The organism is Streptomyces hoynatensis (assembly GCF_003626535.1).
GTDB lineage: Bacteria > Actinomycetota > Actinomycetes > Streptomycetales > Streptomycetaceae > Streptomyces > Streptomyces hoynatensis.
The window spans coordinates 109,452-128,787 of record NZ_RBAL01000006.1; the positions used below are offsets into that span (position 1 = coordinate 109,452).

General features: G+C 75.1%; 13 protein-coding genes and 1 pseudogene. 10 read left to right on the forward strand and 4 right to left on the reverse strand.

Annotated elements, in window-relative coordinates:
• Positions 1–367 precede the first annotated feature (367 nt).
• The 4 genes and pseudogenes from D7294_RS12665 to D7294_RS33130 all read right to left on the reverse strand — a co-directional run.
• Positions 368–2,776 carry a transglutaminase TgpA family protein gene (locus D7294_RS12665; protein WP_241562314.1) on the reverse strand — a complete coding sequence of 803 codons (2,409 nt, stop codon included), beginning with the start codon at positions 2,774–2,776 and terminating at the stop codon, positions 368–370.
• The gene (locus D7294_RS12670; protein ID WP_120678909.1) at positions 2,773–4,071 is read right to left on the reverse strand and encodes a DUF58 domain-containing protein; all 1,299 of its coding nucleotides are present in this window, start codon (positions 4,069–4,071) and stop codon (positions 2,773–2,775) included. Before D7294_RS12670 ends, D7294_RS12665 begins: the two co-directional genes overlap by 4 nt.
• Positions 4,071–5,063: an AAA family ATPase gene (locus tag D7294_RS12675; RefSeq protein WP_120678911.1), complete on the reverse strand. Its 993-nt coding sequence runs from the start codon at positions 5,061–5,063 to the stop codon at positions 4,071–4,073. The genes D7294_RS12670 and D7294_RS12675 overlap by 1 nt, the downstream gene beginning before the upstream one ends.
• A gap of 135 nt (positions 5,064–5,198) precedes the next feature.
• Positions 5,199–5,336: pseudogene (locus D7294_RS33130) on the reverse strand (carbonic anhydrase); the annotation flags it as partial.
• 542 nt (positions 5,337–5,878) lie between these two features.
• On the opposite strand from D7294_RS33130, the gene rsmH reads away from it, so the two are divergent.
• From rsmH to D7294_RS12730, 10 genes are all read left to right on the forward strand, one after another.
• On the forward strand, positions 5,879–6,913 hold the full coding sequence (gene rsmH, locus D7294_RS12685) for a 16S rRNA (cytosine(1402)-N(4))-methyltransferase RsmH (protein ID WP_120678914.1): 1,035 nt from the start codon (positions 5,879–5,881) through the stop codon (positions 6,911–6,913).
• 1 nt (position 6,914) lies between these two features.
• Entirely contained in the window at positions 6,915–7,622 is a 708-nt protein-coding gene (gene ftsL / locus D7294_RS12690) for a cell division protein FtsL (RefSeq protein WP_120678916.1), read from the forward strand.
• Complete coding sequence (locus tag D7294_RS12695; RefSeq protein WP_120678918.1) at positions 7,619–9,574, forward strand: peptidoglycan D,D-transpeptidase FtsI family protein; 1,956 nt, start codon at positions 7,619–7,621, stop codon at positions 9,572–9,574. The genes ftsL and D7294_RS12695 overlap by 4 nt, the downstream gene beginning before the upstream one ends.
• Before the next feature lie 68 nt (positions 9,575–9,642).
• Complete coding sequence (locus D7294_RS12700; protein ID WP_120678920.1) at positions 9,643–11,325, forward strand: UDP-N-acetylmuramoyl-L-alanyl-D-glutamate--2,6-diaminopimelate ligase; 1,683 nt, start codon at positions 9,643–9,645, stop codon at positions 11,323–11,325.
• Position 11,326: 1 nt separating this feature from the next.
• Positions 11,327–12,757 carry a UDP-N-acetylmuramoyl-tripeptide--D-alanyl-D-alanine ligase gene (locus D7294_RS12705; protein WP_120678922.1) on the forward strand — a complete coding sequence of 477 codons (1,431 nt, stop codon included), beginning with the start codon at positions 11,327–11,329 and terminating at the stop codon, positions 12,755–12,757.
• The gene (mraY, locus tag D7294_RS12710; RefSeq protein ID WP_120678924.1) at positions 12,754–13,818 is read left to right on the forward strand and encodes a phospho-N-acetylmuramoyl-pentapeptide-transferase; all 1,065 of its coding nucleotides are present in this window, start codon (positions 12,754–12,756) and stop codon (positions 13,816–13,818) included. The genes D7294_RS12705 and mraY overlap by 4 nt, the downstream gene beginning before the upstream one ends.
• Before the next feature lie 2 nt (positions 13,819–13,820).
• The gene (gene murD, locus D7294_RS12715; protein ID WP_120678926.1) at positions 13,821–15,332 is read left to right on the forward strand and encodes a UDP-N-acetylmuramoyl-L-alanine--D-glutamate ligase; all 1,512 of its coding nucleotides are present in this window, start codon (positions 13,821–13,823) and stop codon (positions 15,330–15,332) included.
• Positions 15,333–15,734: 402 nt separating this feature from the next.
• Entirely contained in the window at positions 15,735–17,102 is a 1,368-nt protein-coding gene (gene ftsW, locus D7294_RS12720) for a putative lipid II flippase FtsW (protein ID WP_174248346.1), read from the forward strand.
• Positions 17,103–17,108: 6 nt separating this feature from the next.
• The gene (gene murG / locus D7294_RS12725; protein ID WP_120678927.1) at positions 17,109–18,200 is read left to right on the forward strand and encodes an undecaprenyldiphospho-muramoylpentapeptide beta-N-acetylglucosaminyltransferase; all 1,092 of its coding nucleotides are present in this window, start codon (positions 17,109–17,111) and stop codon (positions 18,198–18,200) included.
• 112 nt (positions 18,201–18,312) lie between these two features.
• Positions 18,313–19,116 (forward strand): cell division protein FtsQ/DivIB, encoded by an 804-nt coding sequence (locus D7294_RS12730; RefSeq protein WP_120678929.1) that lies wholly within the window; start codon positions 18,313–18,315, stop codon positions 19,114–19,116.
• The last annotated feature ends 220 nt before the right edge of the window (positions 19,117–19,336 follow it).

Below are 19,336 nucleotides of genomic sequence, written 5' to 3' on the forward strand. Positions count from 1 at the left end.
CCGGCTTTCCCGCCCTTCCCCGGGCTCTCGCCTTATCCGGTTTCCCGGTTTCCCCGGTTTCCGGCTTCGGCGGGTTCCGGCGGCGGACTCCCGCCTATTTCGCCGCCCCCGCTTCCGGCGCCCGGCAACGCCCCGGCGCGCGGCAGTGCCCCGGCACCCGGCCCACCCCGCCGGAGCCTCGGGCCCGCGCCCCCGGGCCCACGCCCCGGGGCCCTCGCGGGGCCCCGGGCCCGCGCGTCTTCGGGGCCCGGCCCCCGGCGGCCCAGGGGAGCCCGCCGCCGCGGGCCCGCCGGGCGGCCCGGAACCGGCGCCGGGCGGGGGACCGAGGGGCCCGCGAGGCCCGCAGCGGCGGGGCCGGAGCGTCCGCTCAGCTCCGGCGCCCCAGGCGCCGCCTGCCGAGCCGCGCCAGCGCGGCGGCGAGCGCGAGGCGGCGCTCCGTCAGCCGGAGCATCACCCGATTGGCGGAACGCGGCAGCAGCAATGCCCGCAGCCTCGCCCACCGCCCGGCTCCGCTGCGCAGTCCCTCGCTCACGGCCCTGACGTCCGCGGCGAGCGGTCCGCGCGGCTCCCGGCCGCCGCCGGCCCCAGGCGGCGCGTACAGCTCGGTCTCCAGCGCGTCCGCGATCCGGTGCGCCGCCGCCGCGGGCCCGGCCGGGAGCGCCCCCACCCGCACGATCCGTTCCGCGGCCTGCCGCGGCGTCTCCGAGGCCGCCGGCGTGATCCCGAAGTCCCACGCGGAGTCCGTCAGTTCGCACCAGGCGCCGAGTGGCCCCGCCCCCTCGGCCAGCCGCCGGGCCCGCATCTGTCTGCGCCACAGCAGCGGCGAGACCAGCAGGCCCGCGGCGAGCAGCAGCCCCACTCCCGCCCAGACCAGCGGCCACAGCGGGAATCCCGGCCCGTCCTCCCCCGCCTCGTGCGTTCCTGCCGGGGCCGGGCAGGCGCCCGGCTCCCGCGCGCAGTCGGAGGGGCTGCTCGGCTGCGGGTCCGGCGTGGGCTCGGCCGAGGGCCGCTCCTGCGGCACGGGCTGGTGCTGCCCGTCGTCCCCGGGGGCCGAGGGCTCGGGGAGGGTGTACGAGGGGCTGCTGCCCTGCCCGGGCGTGGGCTCGAACCGCACCCAGCCCACGCCCTCGAAGTACAGCTCGGGCCAGGCATGCGCGTTGTGGCTGCTCACCTCGTAGTACCCGCCGGGCTTCCGCTCGCCCGGCGTGAAGCCCACCGCCACCTGCGCCGGGATGCCCAGGGTGCGGGCCATCGCCGCCATCGTGAAGGCGAAGTGGACGCAGAAGCCCTCGCGCTGGTCGAGGAAGTTGACGATCGCGTCCGTGCCGCTGCCGGCCTGGACCGAGGTGTCGTAGCGGAAGCCGCCGTCCTGGGTGAACCACTCCTGAAGGGCCACGGCGCGCTCGTAGTCGTTCCGCGCGCCCTCCGTGATCGACAGCGCCGTCCCGTAGACCTCGGCCGGCAGGTTGTCCGGCACGCTCGTGTAGCGCTCGGCGATCTCCCGGGACGGCGGCGGCGCCGAGGCCAGCTGCTCCGCCGTCGGCTCCACCAGCAGGTGGTCCACCTGGTAGGAGAGGGCCTGGCTGGTCAGCTCGCTGTCCCCGGACACCAGCGTCTGGGAGTTCCGGTCGTACCTCCAGCCGCCCGCGGCCTCGATCCACTGCGCCGGGTAGGGCACGGGAAGCGAGAACTGCGCGTAGGACTCGTCGGCCCTGATGACCGTCCGGGCCTGCCGGGCCGGCACCGCCCCGGACAGGCCGGGGACGGGCCAGGGCGCGTCGGGCAGGTCCTCGAGGAACTCGCCGGAGGAACGCCACTCGTCGCCGTCGAACTGGTCGAGCGCGATGAACTGCAGGTACAGGTCGGAGGGCCGGTCGCTGTTCGTCTCGTAGGTGAGGAGCGTCCGGTCCTGCGGCTGGTTCAGCTGGTCCTGCAGGCTGACCACCGGGTTGACCGAGGTGATCGAGCCGCTGCCGCCCCCGCCGGAACCGTGGGGGTCGAGCTCCACCAGGCGCCCGCCGAGCGTCGGCAGCAGCGTCGGCGCCAGCACCGCCGCCCCCATGGCCAGGACGCCGATCCGCCGCCCGCTGCGCACCCGGGGCCCGGCGAGCTGCGCGTGGTCCTGGGCGGTCATCCGGCGCCCGGCCCCGGGCCCGGTCAGGAACCGGCCCCACTTCGTCATCCGGTCCCTGCCCTCGGCCAGGAGCAGCAGCAGGTACCCGGCGGCCGAGACCAGGAAGTACGGCCAGCTGGGGCCGTCCTCGGTGACCCCGGCCGCCACCGAGTACAGGGCGAGCAGCGGCAGCCCCGCGGCCGCCGCGCTGCTCGCGCTCACGGCCAGGAGGTCGACCAGCAGGCCGATCAGCAGCACCCCGCCGAAGACGAGGAGCCTGATGCCGTCGGTCGCGGGCGCGGGCGCCACGTACCTGCCGATGTCGTCCGCGCCCGCCGTGAGCAGCCGGCCGAACTCCTCAAGGGTGCCCGCCGTCGGCAGCGCGCGGGCCATCGCGGTCTCCGGCGCCGTCACCGCGGTCAGCAGCATCAGCCCGAACAGCGCCTGCACGGCGACCGTCACCGGGGCCGGCACCCCGCGCCAGCGGACCAGCATCCCGGCGAGCGTCTGCGCGGCGAGCAGCAGGCCCGCCTGCACCAGCCATTCCGAACCGTCCAGCAGGGGCAGCAGCGTCGCGGCCGAGGCCATGGTGGCCAGCCAGGCCGCGCACGCGATCCGCACCCTGCCGTCTATCAGCCCGGCGAACTCCCCGCCGGCACTCACCACGCCCTCCTGCCATGGGCCGCGAGGTCCTGCGCGGCCTCCTCCCAGGCCCGGGGCAGCCCGGCCCCGGGCCGCAGCCCGCGCGCCACCCAGCCCGCCGCCCGCAGGCCGCGCCGCTGGTACGACTCGAGCCCGGGGTCGGCCTGCCCCGCGGCCGGGAACGCCACGGCGGCGCCCGCCCGCTGCCGCAGCGGCGCGAGGGCCGCCGCCTGCGTGGCGTCCACGGCGCCGAGGAAGGCCAGCAGCAGCGCGCCCTCCACCGCGCGCAGCGCCCGGGGCGAGGGGGCGAGCGTGGTGACCGAGGAGTGGTCGATCACCGCGAGGGCGTCCATGATCAGCGCGACCACCTCGGTCCCGTCCGTGATCTCGGCCTCCGAGCCGGGCACCAGCAGGCCGGTGTCGGTCAGCAGGGTCACCTGGTAGCCGCGCTGCGCCAGGTGCAGGACGGCCGAGGCGGCGCCCGACACCGCGCGCTCGAAGGCCGACTCGGGGCCCGCGCCGAGGTAGCCGGTGCGCCTGGTGTCCAGCAGCACGGTGCAGCGGGCCCGCAGCGGCTGCTCCTCCCGGCGGACCATCAGCGCCCCGCGGTGCGCCGTGGCCCGCCAGTGGACGCGCCGCAGGTCGTCGCCGTGCCGGTACTCGCGGGGGATGACGTCGTCCTCCCCGGCCAGCGCGACCGTGCGCTGCCCGCCCTCCCCGTGCCCGCCGGCCTCGCCGCCGAGGCCCACCGGCGGCAGCGTCTCGATCCTCGGCAGCACGGTCAGCAGGTCCTGGCCGCCGAACGAGCGGCTGATCTCGACCATCCCGAAGGGGTCGGCCAGCCGCACCTGAAGGGGACCCATCGGATAGCGCCCGCGCAGCTCGGAGCGCACCCGGTAGCTCACCTCGCGGCGCCCGCCGGGCTCCACCCGGTCCAGCATGAAGCGGGGGCGCGAGCCGAGCACGTACGGCACCCGGTCCTGGAGCAGCAGCAGGCCGCTGGGCAGCCGGGTGACGTTCTCCACCAGGAGCGTCACCCGTGCCTCCGTGCCCGCCGCGATCGTGGCCGGCGTCAGCCGGCGCCAGGCGGCGACCCGGCTGTGGGTGCGGTGCAGCACCAGCACGCAGGCCACGGGGAGCACCATGAGCAGGACGCCCACCCGCAGCAGGTCGGGCTGGCCGAGCGCATAGGCGCAGCCGCCGGCCGCCGCGCCCGCGGCCACGAAGGACCTGCCCCGGGTGGTCAGCCCGCCGAACGCCGCACGCAGCGGCCCGCGATCGTCCCCGGCGGTGCCCCCCGCCTCGGGCACCGCCATCACAGCCCTCGCAGCCGCTGCGCCGCGTACGGGTCGGGCACCGGGGTGCGGCGCACGATGTCCTGGACGAGCTGCTCGGGGGTGCGGCGGTTCAGCTGGGCCTGCGCGGTCGGCAGCAGCCGGTGGGCGAGCACGGGCACCGCGAGCTGCTGGACGTCGTCGGGCAGCACGAAGGCCCGCCCCGCCAGGGCCGCGGCGGCCTTCGCCGCCCGCAGCAGGTGCAGCGTGGCCCGCGGGGAGGCCCCGAGCCGCAGCTCGGGATGGGTGCGGGTGGCCGCGGACAGGTCCACCGCGTAACGCCGCACCACCTCCGAGACGTGCACCCCGCGCACCGCCTCCACGAGCCGGACGATGTCGGAGGCGTGCGCCGCCGGACGCAGCGTGTCCAGGGGCGAGCCCCCGCCGTGCGACTCCAGCATCCGCAACTCGGCCTCCGCGCTGGGGTAGCCGACCGAGACCCGGGCCATGAAGCGGTCGCGCTGCGCCTCGGGCAGCGGATACGTGCCCTCCATCTCCACCGGGTTCTGCGTGGCGATGACCATGAAGGGGCTCGGCAGCTCGTACGTCCTGCCGTCCGCGGTGACCTGCCGCTCCTCCATGGACTCGAGCAGCGCCGACTGGGTCTTGGGCGAGGCGCGGTTGATCTCGTCGCCGATCACGATCTGCGCGAAGACCGCGCCTGGCTTGAACTCGAACTCCTTGCGCTGCTGGTCGTAGACGCTGACCCCGGTGATGTCGGACGGCAGCAGGTCCGGCGTGAACTGAATCCGCCGCACCGAACAGTCGATCGACTTCGCCAGGGCCTTGGCCAGCATCGTCTTGCCCACTCCCGGCACGTCCTCGAGCAACAGGTGCCCGCCCGCCAGCAGAACGGTCAAGGAGAGCCGCACGACCTCCGGCTTGCCCTCGATCACGCTCTCCACGGCGCGGCGCACCCCCTCCGCCGTGGCGCTCAGATCGGTGGGTGTCGTCTGCTCCTCATAGGTCGTCACCGGCCCTCCTTGACCCCTTCTCCTAGCCCCGGGCCCGGCCGTCGTGCCGCCAGGCCGCCCCGATCACCAGACTCCCGATCCGAGCGGCGCGGTTGCCTCGCCCCCGAACATTCTTCACACAGCGGGGGCGGGACGTCACCGGGCGGTGGGTCCGGCGGGGTCAACCTCTCGGAGCAGGCCGGTTTTCACATCGAACACGAAGCCGCGTACCTCATCAGTGTGCGGGAGAAAAGGCGAGGTGCGCACGCGCTCCATCGACTGCCGGACATCCCGGCCGGGGCGGGGGCCGCCACTCCGCCTCGGGAAGGCCGCAAACCGGGTTGACCGACCGTCAACGACCTGATGACGTCCCGGTGACGGCGGCACGGCGGTGCGTGCCGGCCGGTGTGGTGCGTGAGCGCCCCGGACATGGCGGGACGGCAGCACGCGTGCCCGGCGGCCGGGGCAGGCGCAGGTGAGCCGGCCCGCCCCTGGCGCCGCGCCCGCGTTCGCCCGCCTTCTGCCGAAACGCCGCACGGGACCAACCTCAATGATTGACCGCGGAAACAGGTGGGCTAATGTGACGCGCACCGGCAGGCGCGGGCCCGGGGCCGCCGACGCGCTCTGCCGCCTCGCTCCCGGCGGGCACCCCTCACGGCCCCGTTCTTCGCATGTCCCCATGGTCCTTCACAGTTCTTCCATAGCTCTTCACAGTCCCCCCTCCGTTCCGCGGGGTTCGGTGGCGTCCCAATGTCCCGGCCCCCCGTCCCGATGACCGTCCCGACCCGGCACACGACCCGTTCCCGTCCCCACCGCGAGGCTCCTTCGGAAGGCGCATGACGACCAGCAACGACCGGCCGCCGGAAGCCCGGCACCGCCCCGTCATGCTCAGGCGCTGCCTCGACCTGCTCGCCCCGGCGCTGGGCGGCGGGCAGGCCGAGGACGGGCCCGGGCCCCGGGTCCCGCCCCCCGGCGGCCGCGCGGCGGGCGCGGGCCCCGTCGTCGTCGACTGCACCCTGGGGCTCGGCGGCCACAGCCAGGCCCTGCTCGACGCCTTCCCCGCCGCGCGCCTGGTCGCCCTCGACCGCGACCCGGAGGCGCTGCGCCTGGCCGGCCGGCGGCTGGCGGCCTACGGCGACCGGGCGACCCTGGTGCACGCCGTCTACGACGAACTCCCCGACGCGCTCGCCCGCCTCCGCCTCTCCAAGGTCGCCGCCGTCCTCTTCGACCTCGGCGTCTCCAGCATGCAACTCGACGAGGCCGACCGCGGCTTCGCCTACGCCCAGGACGCGCCCCTCGACATGAGGATGGACCAGTCCACCGGGCCCAGCGCCGCCGACGTCCTCAACACCTACCCGCCGGAGCGCCTGGCCGGCGTGCTGCGCACCTTCGGCGAGGAGCGGTTCGCCCGCCGGATCGCCGAGGCCGTGGTCCGCGAGCGCGCCAGGGCCCCGATCACCGGCAGCGCCCGGCTGGTGGAGCTGATCAGGCAGGCCCTGCCGCAGGCCGCGATGCGCACCGGGGGCAATCCCGCCAAGCGCACCTTCCAGGCCCTGCGCATCGAGGTCAACGGCGAACTCGCCGCGCTCGAACGCGCCCTGCCCGCCGCCCTGGACGCCCTGGAGGTCGGCGGCCGGATCGTCGTCCTCTCCTACCACTCGCTGGAGGACCGGCTGGTCAAGCGGGCCCTGGCCGCGGGCGCGGCGAGCACCGCCCCGCCCGGCCTGCCGGTGGTGCCCGAGCGCTACCAGCCCAGGTTCCGGCTGCTCACCCGCGGGGCGGAGCAGCCGGACGAGGCGGAGCTCGCCGCCAACAGGCGGGCCGCACCCGCCAGGCTGCGCGCGGCCGAACGCATCCGGGAGGCGGTCTGAGGTGCCCCAGGAACGCGAGAGCCCCACGCCCCAGCAGCGGCTGGCCCGGCTGGCCGGCCTCATCCCGCGCGGCTCCTCCACCGCGGCCCGCACCCCCTTCGTCGTGCTCGTGGTGCTGCTCCTCGGCTCCGGCATGCTCGGGCTGCTGCTGCTCAACGCGGCGCTGAACGAGGGCTCCTTCGAGCTGAGCGAACTCCGCAAGGAGACCCAGGAGCTGACCGACGAGCAGCAGGAACTCCAGGCCGAGGTGGACGCGTACGCCGACCCGGAGACCCTCGCCGAGCGCGCCCGGGAACTCGGCATGGTGCCCGCGGGACCGCCCGCGTTCCTCGGCGAGGACGGCGCCCTGCTCGGCGAGACCGACCCCACCCCCGCGCCCAGCCCCACCGGCTCGGGGAACCCGGGGGACGCGGGGGAGTCCGCCGGCTCCGGCGGGCAGAGCGGGGGCGGCACCCCGGGGTCCGGGGCCACCAGCCTGCCGCCGGTGGCCCCCGAGGCGGGGCGCGCCTCGCCCGGCACGGCCCCCACCCCGCCCGGCGCGAGCCCGGCGCCCGCCGCCCCCTCCGCGCGGGACACGCGGTCCCCGCGGCCCTCGCAGTCCGCGGCGCCCCCGCCCGCCTTCGCGCCGCCGGCGGCCGAGGGGCAGGCCGCCGCGTCCCCGTCCCCCGCCCGAACCCCGACCAGCTCCGCCGGAGGGGAGAGCCGATGAGCAGCGACCCGCGCCCACCGCGCCCCCGGCGCCCGGCCAGAAACGGCGGCGAGGCGCCCGAGCCCCCGCGCGCCCGGTGGTCCCGCGCGCCGGGCGGCCCCCGCGCGCAGGGCCCGCGCCCGGGCGAGGGCACGCTGCGGCTCGGCAGCCCCCGGCCCCGGCTGCGCCTCGTCGGCCTCGGCCTGACCCTCGTCATGCTCGCCTTCGGCGTGCGCCTGATCCAGGTGCAGGCCGTCGGCGCCGACTCCTACGCCGCCCAGGCCGCGGTCAACCGCTACGTCACCGTGCCGCTTGCCGCGGAACGCGGCGACATCACCGACCGCAACGGCAACGCCCTGGCCACCACGGTCGACGCCTACGACATCACCGCCGACCCCTCCCTCTTCACGGCCGAGGTGACCGGGGTGGACGACGCCCCGGCCCAGGCGGCGGCCCTGCTCGCCCCGGTGCTCGACCGGGACGAGGAGGAGCTGCGCGACCTGCTGGACGACCCGCAGTCCCGCTACGCCGTCCTCGCCCGCCAGCAGACCCCGCAGACCTGGCGGCAGATCAAGGACCTGCGCGCCAACCTCGCCGAGCAGGCCGAGAAGGGCACCGGCGCCCAGGTGCTCGCCGGCGTCTTCGCCGAGGACCACCCCAAGCGGCTCTACCCGAACGACGACCTCGCCGCGGCCGTGCTCGGCTTCGTCAACAGCGAGGGCCACGGCGGCGCCGGCCTTGAGGCCCAGCTCGACGGGCAACTCTCCGGCGAGGACGGCACGGTCACCTACGCCCAGTCCGGCGGGCGCCGCGTGCCCACCGCCGGCGAGCGCGAGGACCCGGCCGTCCCCGGCATGGACATGGAGCTGACCCTCGACCGCGACATCCAGTGGGCCGCGCAACGCGCCATCGAGGAGCAGGTCGAGCGCTCGGCCGCCGACGGCGGCTACGTCGTGGTGCAGGACACCCGCACCGGCGAGTTGCTCGCCCTGGCGAGCGCCCCCGGCTACGACCCCAACGACATCGCCCACGCCGACCCGGGCAACCTCGGCGAGCCCGCCCTGCAGGACGCGTTCGAGCCCGGCTCCACCAGCAAGGTCATGACGATGGCCGCGATCCTGGAGGAGGGGGCGGCCACCCCCGGGACCCACGTGACCGTGCCCAACCGGCTGCCGCGCGCCGACCGGAACTTCGCCGACCACGTCGAACACGAGACCCTCTACCTCACCCTCGCCGGCGTGCTGGCCGAATCGAGCAACATCGGCACCATCCTCGCCGCGGGCGAACTGGGCGACACCCAGGAAGAGGCCAATCAGGTGCTCTACCGCTACCTGCGGGCGTTCGGCCTCGGGCAGCCCACCGGACTCGGCTTCCCGGGCGAGACCCCGGGCATCCTCGCCGAGCCCGGCGACTGGGACAGCGCGCAGCAGTACACGATCCCCTTCGGCCAGGGCCTGTCCATCAACGCCGTGCAGGCCGCCTCCGTCTACTCGACCATCGCCAACGGCGGCGAGCGCATCACCCCGACCCTGGTCCGCGGCACCACGGGCCCCGACGGCGACTACGAGCCCGCGCCGCCACCCGAACGGACGCGCGTCGTCGGCGAGGACACCGCCCGGCAGCTCACCGAGATGCTGGAGACCGTCGTCGCCAGCGACCAGGGCACCGGCCACTCCGCGCGGATTCCCGGCTACCGCGTCGCCGGCAAGACGGGCACCGCGAACCGGGTGGACCCGGAGACCGGCACGTACCGTGGCTACACACCCTCCTTCGCCGGGTTCGCCCCCGCGGACGAGCCCAGGGTGACCGTGTACTGCGCCCTGCAGAACCCGACGGTGGGCGGGTACACCGGCACCGAGACCTGCGGGCCGGTGTTCAACGAGGTCATGCAGTTCGCCCTGGCGGCCCTGCACGTCGCTCCCACCGGCGAGGAGTTCGCGGGGCTCCCGGTGACCTTCGACCCGGGCGAGTGACGGCCGGGTGACCGAAGCAGACCGAAGAACGACCTGACCGACGAACCGAACGAGCGGAGCACAGGCACGTGAGAACGATCACCGACGGGTCCACCTCGTTTAGCTCCACCCCGGGCACGCCGGGTACGCTCACCGCCGTGCCACACGATCAGACTCCGTCGGCGCCCCGCCCGCGCGAGGTGCGGCCGGTGGCCCTGGCCGAGCTGGCCGCACTGCTCGGCACGCGTCCCGCGGGCCCCGGTGGCACGGCCGGGGGCCAGGACGGGCGGTTGCAGGTCACCGGCATCACCCACGACTCGCGGGCGGTGGTTCCCGGCGACGTGTACGCCGCCCTCCCCGGCGCCCGCTTCCACGGCGCCGACTTCGCGGCCCAGGCCGCGACCCTGGGCGCCGTGGCCGTCCTCACCGACCCGGCCGGGGCCGAGCGCGCGGCGGCCACCGGGCTGCCCGTGTTCACGGTGCCAGAGCCGCGCCGCCGGATGGGCGCCCTCGCCGCCGCGATCTACGGGGAGCCGGGCCGCGACCTGCTGCAGATCGGCGTCACCGGCACCTCGGGCAAGACCTCGACGACCTACCTCGTCGAGGGCGGCCTGCGCCGCTCCGCCGAGACGGCCCCCGCCTCCGGCGCCACCGGCCTGATCGGCGGGGTGGAGACCAGGATCGGCGACGAGCGCCTCGCGTCGCAGCACACCACCCCCGAGGCCACCGACCTGCAGGCGCTGTTCGCCGTCATGCGCGAGCGCGGGGTGCGGGCGGTCGCCATGGAGGTCTCCAGCCACGCCCTCGCCCTCGGCCGCGTCGACGGCTGCGTCTTCGACGTCGCCGTCTTCACCAACCTCAGCCCGGAACACCTGGACTTCCACCCGGACATGGAGGACTACTACCGGACCAAGGCCCAGCTGTTCACCCCGGCCCGCTCCCTGGCCGGGGTGGTCAACCTGGACGACGAGTACGGCCGCCGGCTGGCCCGCGAGGCGACGGTCCCCGTCACCACGTACTCCGCCGAGGGCCACCCCGACGCCCACTGGCGCGCCGAGGACGTCGAGATCGGCAGCCTCGGCTCGACGTTCACCGCCGTGGGCCCCGAGGGCGTGCGGGTCCCTGCCGCCGCCCCGCTGCCCGGCCCCTTCAACGTGGCCAACGCCCTGGCCGCGCTGGTCGCCCTCACCGTGGCCGGGGTCGACCCCAAGACCGCGGCCGAGGGCATCGCGGCCGTGCCCGGGGTGCCCGGCCGCCTGGAGCGCGTCGACGCGGGACAGCCCTACCTGGCGGTCGTGGACTACGCCCACAAGCCGCACGCCGTGGAGTCCGTGCTCCACGCCCTGCGCAAGGTGACCGAGGGACGCCTGCACGCCGTCCTCGGCTGCGGCGGCGACCGCGACCCGCACAAGCGCCCCGCGATGGGCGCCGCGCTCGCCAGGCTGGCCGACACCGCCGTGCTCACCTCGGACAACCCGCGTTCCGAGGACCCGCTCGCCATCCTCGCCGCGATGCTCGCCGGCGCCGCCGAGGTGCCCGCGCACGAGCGCGGAACCGTGCTCGTCGAAGAGGAACGCGCCGCCGCCATCGAGGCCGCCGTGGCGCGCGCGCGGCCGGGGGACACCGTTCTGATCGCGGGCAAGGGGCACGAGCAGGGACAGGACATCGCCGGAGTGATCCGGCCCTTCGACGACCGCGTGGAGCTGCGCGCCGCCATCGAGCGGCACGGCTCGTATGACCCCAAGACCCCAACGCCAGGCGAGGCCCGCTGAAGTGATCCCCCTTCCCGTTGCTGAGCTCATCTCTGTCGTGCGGGGAGAGCCGCACGACATACCGGAGCCGCCACCCCGCGTCACCGGGCCCGTGGTCATCGACTCCAGGCTGGTCGAGGCCGGGTCCCTCTTCGCCGCCCTGCCGGGCGAGCGCGTCGACGGGCACGACTTCGCCGCGCGCGCCGTCGAGGCGGGCGCCGCCGTCGTGCTGGCCACCAGGCCCGTCGGCGTGCCCGCCGTCGTGGTCCCCGACGTCACCGCGGCCCTGGGCGCCCTCGCCCGGCACGTGGTGGGGCTTCTCGGCACCACCGTCGTCGCCCTGACCGGCTCGGCGGGCAAGACGAGCACCAAGGACCTGATCGCCCAGCTGCTGCGCCGCAGCGGCCCCACCGTGTGGACGCCCGACTCGTTCAACAACGAGATCGGCCTGCCGCTGACCGCGCTGCGCGGCGAGGCCGGCACCCGTTACCTCGTGCTGGAGATGGGCGCACGTGGCATCGGCCACATCCGCTACCTCACCTCGCTCACCCCGCCGCGCATCGGCGTCGTCCTGAACGTCGGCACCGCCCACATCGGCGAGTTCGGCGGGAAGGAGGCCATCGCCACCGCCAAGGGCGAGCTGGTGGAGGCCCTGCCGCCGGCGGAGGAGGGCGGCGTGGCCGTGCTGAACGCCGACGATCCGCTGGTGCGGGCCATGGCGGCCCGCACCCGGGCCAGGGTGCTGCTGTTCGGCGAGAGCCCCACCTCGACGGACGCCGCGATCCGCGCCGAGGACGTCCGGCTGTCCCCGCAGGGCACCCCCGCGTTCCGCTTGATCACCCCCACCGGGTGCGCCGATGTGACGATGCGGTTGTACGGTGAGCACCACGTGTCGAACGCGCTTGCCGCTGCGGCCGTTGCGCATGAGGCAGGCATGTCCGCCGAGGCGATCGCCGAAACGCTCGCCACCGCGGGCCCGCTCTCGAAGTGGCGGATGGAGGTCACCGAGCGAGCGGACGGCGTGACGATCGTCAACGACGCCTACAACGCCAATCCCGACTCCATGCGGGCGGCACTGCGCGCTCTCGTGGCCATGGGGCGAGGGCGCCGCACGTGGGCGGTGCTCGGCCCGATGGCCGAGCTCGGCGACGACGCGCTCGCCGAGCACGACGCGGTCGGACGGCTCGCCGTCCGGCTCAACGTCAGCAGGCTCGTGTCCGTCGGCGGCCAGGAGGCCGCCTGGCTGGACATGGGCGCCAAGAACGAGGGTTCGTGGGGTGAGGAGTCGGTGCACGTGTCCGACGCTCAGGCAGCGGTGGAGCTGCTGCGTGGTGAGCTGCGGCCGGGAGATGTGGTGCTGGTGAAGGCGTCCAGGGCGGTGGGCCTGGAGCAGGTCGCCATCGCCCTGGCAAGCGACGCCGACGGCGTCGAGGGCGAGGTCGCCGCCCGATGAGGCAGATCCTCTTCTCCGGCGCGATCGGGCTTTTCCTTACGCTGGTGGGCACGCCGCTGCTCATCAAGCTCCTGGCCCGCAAGGGATACGGGCAGTACATCCGCGACGACGGGCCGCGCGACCACCACAGCAAGCGCGGCACGCCCACCATGGGCGGCATCGCCTTCATCCTCGCCACGCTGATCGCCTACGCGGCCACCAAGATCGCCACCAGCGAGCAGCCGAGCATCACCGGCCTGCTCGTCCTCTTCCTCATGGCGGGCATGGGCCTGGTCGGCTTCCTCGACGACTACATCAAGATCGTGCGGCGGCGCAGCCTGGGCCTGCGGGCGGGCGCCAAGATGCTGGGGCAGTTCATCGTCGGCGTCGCCTTCGCGATCCTCTCGCTCAACTTCGCCGACAAGCGCGACCTGACCCCGGCCTCCACGCACCTGTCCTTCACCCAGGACTTCGCCTGGAGCATCGGCCCCGTGCTCTTCGTGCTCTGGGCCCTGTTCATGGTGCTCGCCATGTCCAACGGCGTGAACCTGACCGACGGCCTCGACGGCCTGGCCACCGGCGCCTCCGTGATGGTCTTCGGCGCCTACGTCTTCATCGGCGTCTGGCAGTACGGCCAGACCTGCGCCGACCGCGCCACCGCGGGCGCCTCCTGCTACGAGGTGCGCGACCCGCTCGAAGGGGCCATCGTGGCCGCCGCGCTGATGGGGGCCCTCTTCGGCTTCCTGTGGTGGAACACCTCGCCCGCCAAGATCTTCATGGGGGACACCGGCTCGCTCGCGCTCGGCGGCGCGCTCGCCGGCCTGGCGATCGTCTCCCGTACCGAACTGCTGCTGGCCATCCTGGGCGGCCTGTTCGTCATCATCACCATGTCCGTGGTGATCCAGGTCGGTTCCTTCCGGCTCACCGGGCGCCGCGTGTTCAAAATGGCCCCGCTCCAGCACCACTTCGAGCTGAAGGGCTGGAGCGAGGTCCTCGTCGTCGTCAGATTCTGGATCATCCAGGGCATCTGCGTCATCGTCGGCATCGGCATCTTCTACGGCACCTGGGTGGCAGACTGGTGACCATGACACCCGGACGAAACGGGCAGAGCGGGCAGGCCGTGCCGGGGGCCCGGCGGCAGGGCACCGGGGAGCGCGCGGGCGCCGAGGCGTTCGCGGGCCTGCGGGTGACCGTGGCCGGGCTCGGCGTCAGCGGCGTCAGCACGGCCCGCGCGCTCGCCCGGCTCGGCGCCCTGGTCACCGTCGTCGACGGCGGCGAGGGCGCACGCCAGCGCTCCGCCGCCGCCGAACTCGCCGCGGAGGGCATCGAGAGCCGGCTGGGCGACGGCGCGACGCTGCCCGAGGGCACCCAATGCGTGGTCACCTCCCCCGGCTGGCGGCCGGACAGCCCGCTGTTCGCCGCCGCCGGGGCCGTGGGCGCCGAGGTGATCGGCGACGTCGAACTCGCCTGGCGGCTGCGCGACCTGGACGGCCGCGCGCCCGCCCCCTGGCTCGCCGTCACCGGGACCAACGGCAAGACCACCACCGTACGCATGCTCGCCGCCATCCTCGGCGCGGCGGGCCTGCGCACCGCCGCGGTGGGCAACATCGGCTCCCCGCTCCTGGACGCCGTGCTCGCCGACCCGCCCTACGACGTGCTCGCCGTCGAGCTCTCCAGCTACCAGCTGCACTGGGCCCCCTCGGTGCGCCCGCACTCCGCCGCGGTGCTCAACCTGGCCCCCGACCACCTCGACTGGCACGGCTCGATGGCCGCCTACGCGGCCGACAAGGGCCGCATCTACGAGGGGAACGAGGTGGCCTGCGTCTACAACGCCGCGGACCCGGCCACCGAGGACCTGGTGCGCAAGGCGGACGTCGTCGAGGGCTGCCGGGCGATCGGCTTCACCCTCGGCCTGCCGCGGCCCTCGGAACTCGGCGTGGTGGACGGCGTCCTGGCCGACCGCGCCTTCGTCGCGGACCGGCGCAACCAGGCCCAGGAGCTGGCCGAGGTCTCCGACATCGACCCGCCCGCCCCGCACAACGTGGCCAACGCCCTGGCCGCCGCCGCCCTGGCCCGCGCCTTCGGCGTGCCGCCGCACGCGGTCCGCGACGGGCTGCGCGCGTTCACCCCCGACGCCCACCGCATCCAGCACGTCGCGCAGGTGGCGGGCGTGGCCTACGTGGACGACTCCAAGGCCACCAACACCCACGCCGCCGAGGCCTCCCTGGCCGCGTACGGGTCGGTGGTCTGGATCGCGGGGGGCCTGGCCAAGGGGGCCTCCTTCGACGACCTGGTGCGCGCGGCCGCCCCGCGGCTGCGCGGCGCCGTCCTCATCGGCGCCGACCGCGCCCTGGTCGCGGCGGCGCTGGCGCGACACGCCCCCGATGTGCCGGTCGTCGACCTCGACCGGACCGACACTGGTGCGATGGCGGCGGCGGTCCACGAGGCGACGCGGCTGGCCCGCCAGGGCGACACCGTTCTGCTGGCCCCGGCCTGCGCCTCGATGGATATGTTCACCAACTACAACGAGCGCGGCGACGCCTTCGCCGCCGCCGTCAGGGCCCTGGCCGCAGACCGGGCCGAGACGAAGCAGTAGCGCCGACGGCCCCGCACCCGGCCGCCGGCCCGGGGCTGAGGAGGGGCACGGCATGACGGCAGCCGCCCGGGCGACGCGACCGCCCGCGCATCGACCGCTCGCACCACCGGCCCCGGCCCAGGCCGGCCCCCCCTCGGCCGCCGCCGGGCCGGCGCGGGCGATCATGGGGGCACCGCCGGGCGCCCGCCGCGCCGCGCCGCCCGCGGGCGCGGGCCCGGCACGGCCGGCGGGCCGGGAGGGGCACAGCGGCGGCGAGGGCCGAAGGGACCGGGCAGGGGGGCAGGAATGAGAGCCGAAGACGGCCGGGCGGCGACCCGGCGCGTGGGGACGTTCCCGTGGGCGCTCCGCGGGCCGATCACCAGCGGGCGGGCCGCGGTGCCCGCCGGAGCGGGAGCCGGAGCGTTGCCCGCCGGCGCGGGGTTCGCGGCGCGCGGGGCGCAACGCGAGCAGGCGCCCCGCCGTTCCGAGCCACGCGCCCCCCGGCGCGGGCCCCTGGCGCGCGGCCCCCTCTCCCGCGACCCGCGCGCGCCGCGCCCGCCCCGGGCCCCGCGGTTCGTCGCCCGCGCCCGCCGCGCCTGGGACCGCCCGCTGACGGCCTATTACGTCATCATGGGCACCACCCTGCTCATCACCCTGCTCGGCCTGGTGATGGTCTTCTCCGCCTCCCAGATCCAGGCCTTGCGCTACGACCTGCCCGCCACGTTCTACTTCAGGAAGCAGCTGCTCGCCGCGGCCATGGGCGCCGTCCTGCTGTTCCTCGCCTCCCGGATGTCGCTGCGGCTGCTGCGCGCCCTCACCTATCCCTTCCTGGCCTGTTCCGTCGTCCTGCTGCTCCTCGTCCAGGTGCCCGGCATCGGCGTCCAGGTCAACGGCAGCACCAACTGGATCTCCCTGGGCGGCTCCTTCCAGCTCCAGCCGAGCGAGTTCGGCAAGCTCGCCCTGCTGCTGTGGGGCGGCGACCTGCTCGCCCGCAAGAGCGAGAAGCGGCTGCTGACCCAGTGGCGGCACCTGCTGATCCCGCTGGTCCCCGGCGCGTTGCTGGTCTGCGGCCTGGTGATGATCGGCGGCGACATGGGCACGGTGGTGATCCTGGTGGCCATCCTCTTCAGCCTGCTGTGGCTGGCCGGGGCGCCCACCCGGCTGTTCGCCACGGTGCTCGGCGCGGGCGCCCTGCTCGGCGCCCTCTTCATCGCCACCAGCCCCCACCGCATGGATCGCCTCGCCTGTGTCGGCGCCACCGACCCGGGCCCCGACGACATCTGCTGGCAGGGCGTGCACGGCATCTACGCCCTCGCCTCGGGCGGCTGGTTCGGCTCCGGGCTCGGGGCGAGCGTGGAGAAATGGGGCGAACTCCCCGAACCCCACACGGACTTCATCTTCGCCATCACCGGGGAGGAGCTCGGCCTGGCGGGGACGCTGTCGGTCCTCGGTCTCTTCGCGGCTCTAGGCTATGCGGGTATCCGCGTGGCCGGACGCACGGAGGACCCCTTCGTGAGGTATGCCGCGGGAGGGGTGACGGCCTGGCTGATGACCCAGACCGTGATCAACATCGGCGCGGTGCTGGGCCTGCTGCCCATCGCCGGTGTGCCCCTGCCGCTGTTCTCCTACGGGGGCTCCGCCCTGCTGCCCACCATGTTCGCCGTCGGGCTGCTCATCGCCTTCGCCCGCAGCGATCCTGCGGCCAGGGCCGCCCTGGCCATGCGGGGACCTCGGCTGAGATGGAAGACGATGAGACGGCGTGCGAAGAAGACGCCGTCCGGAGAGCGGTGAAATTCGGTGCATGTTGTCCTCGCCGGCGGGGGGACCGCCGGCCACATCGAGCCCGCGCTCGCCCTCGCGGACGCCCTGCGCAGGCACGACCCGACCGTGGGCATCACCGCGCTCGGCACGGAACGCGGCCTGGAGACGCGCCTGGTGCCGGAACGCGGCTACGAGCTGGGCCTGATCCCCGCCGTCCCGCTGCCGCGGAAGCCGACGCCCGAACTCTTCACCGTTCCCGGGCGCCTGCGCGGCACCGTGAAGGCCGCCGAGGAGATCATCGAACGCACCAAGGCGGACTGCGTCGTCGGCTTCGGCGGCTACGTCGCGCTGCCCGGCTACTTCGCCGCCCGCCGCCAGCGGATTCCGATCGTCGTCCACGAGGCCAACGCCCGCCCCGGGCTCGCCAACCGCATCGGCGCCCGCTACACGCGCTTCGTGGCCGTCTCGACCCCGGACAGCAAGCTGCGGCACGCCCGTTACGTCGGCATTCCGCTGCGCCGCTCGATCGCGACCCTCGACCGGGCGGCGGTCCGCTACGAGGCGCGCGCCGCCTTCGGGCTCGACGCCAACCTGCCCACGCTCCTGGTCTCCGGCGGCTCCCAGGGGGCGCGGCGGCTGAACGAGGTCATCGCCGCCGTCGTTCCCCTGCTGCAGCGCTCGGGCGTCCAGGTGCTGCACGCCGTCGGCCCGAAAAACGAACTGCCGCAGATCGACACCATGCCGGGCATGCCGCCCTATCTGCCGCTACCGTATGTGGACCGGATGGACCTCGCGTACGCCGCGGCCGACATGATGCTCTGCCGGGCCGGCGCGATGACCGTCGCCGAGCTCTCCGCCGTCGGCCTGCCCGCCGCCTACGTCCCCCTGCCCATCGGCAACGGCGAACAGCGCCTCAACGCCCAGCCGGTGGTGAAGGCCGGGGGCGGCCTGCTGATCGACGACGCGGAGCTCACGCCGGAGTGGGTCAGGGCCAACGTCCTGCCGGTGCTGACCGACCCGGCCCGGCTGCTGGCGATGTCCCGCGCCGCCGCCGAGTTCGGCCGCAGGGACGCCGACGAGCTGCTGCTCGGCATGGTCTACGAGGCGATCTCGGCCCGCCGCGGCTGAGCCCGCCGGGGCGCGGCCCCGGGCCCGGCCCGGGGAAGCCCGGGCCGGCCGCGGGGGGCAGGCGGGAACGAACGGTCCCAGGGACGTCGAAGAACGCGGGAAGTGAGGGAGCGTGGCCGGAGCGACGACCGCACAGCGCGGCACGAGCGACCGCCGGCCGGCCGCCCGGTCCAGGCTCCGCCTGCGGCGCCGGGGCGGCGGCCGGCCGCGGCGGCGGCTGCTGGCCCTGCTGCTGGTGTCGGCCGTGGCCCTGGGCGGATTCGGCGCCTGGGCGCTCTACGGGTCGAGCTGGCTGCGCATCGAGCGGGTCTCGGTCCACTGGACCGGCGGGCCGCACGAGCTGACGGCGGACCAGATCCTCGGCGCGGCCGACGTGCCGCTGAACTCCCCGATGGCCTCGCTGGACAAGGACGCAGTGCGCGACCGGCTGCTGGAGCGGCTGCCGCGCCTGGAGTCGGTCCGGGTGGTCCGGGCCTGGCCGCACGGCGTCTCCCTGAAGGTCACCGAGCGCGAGGCGCAGGCGCTGATCCCGATTCCCGGGGGCTACCGCGAGGTCGACGCGCACGGGGTGGTCTTCGCGGAGGCCGCCGAGGCCCTGCCGGGGGTGCCGCTGCTCGACCTCGACCTGGAGCCGAGTCCCAGCCTGCGCCGATTCGGCGAGGACCGCATTCGCCGCGCGGCCGTGTCCGTGGCCGTCGCGCTGCCCGAAGAGCTCCGCGGCGAGCTGCGCGCCATCAGGGTGGCCTCCTACGACTCCATCACGCTGGAGTTGTCGGGAGACCGCACGGTGCGCTGGGGGAGCGCGGAACGGCCGGAGGCGAAGGTGGCCGCCCTCCTGGCGGTCATGAAAGTGGCCGGGGACGCACGGTACTTCGACGTCAGCGCGCCCACCGCCCCGGCGTCCGCGGAGGGTTGACGGATGAAACCGGGACGCATCGCCGCAGGCCAGGCCCCTGGTTGGCTTCCGCAGGGCGTGATCACATAGGGTGAAAAGAAAAACAGGAGGTTCGGCGTGTTCGTTGAACGCGTACCACTTGTCGACTTAGTGTCCGTTCCGAGGAATCCAAAGAACACGACGCACAGGTAACCCTAAACTGAAGCGTTAGGGTTCGGGGCGGCCTATCACGCGCCCCATC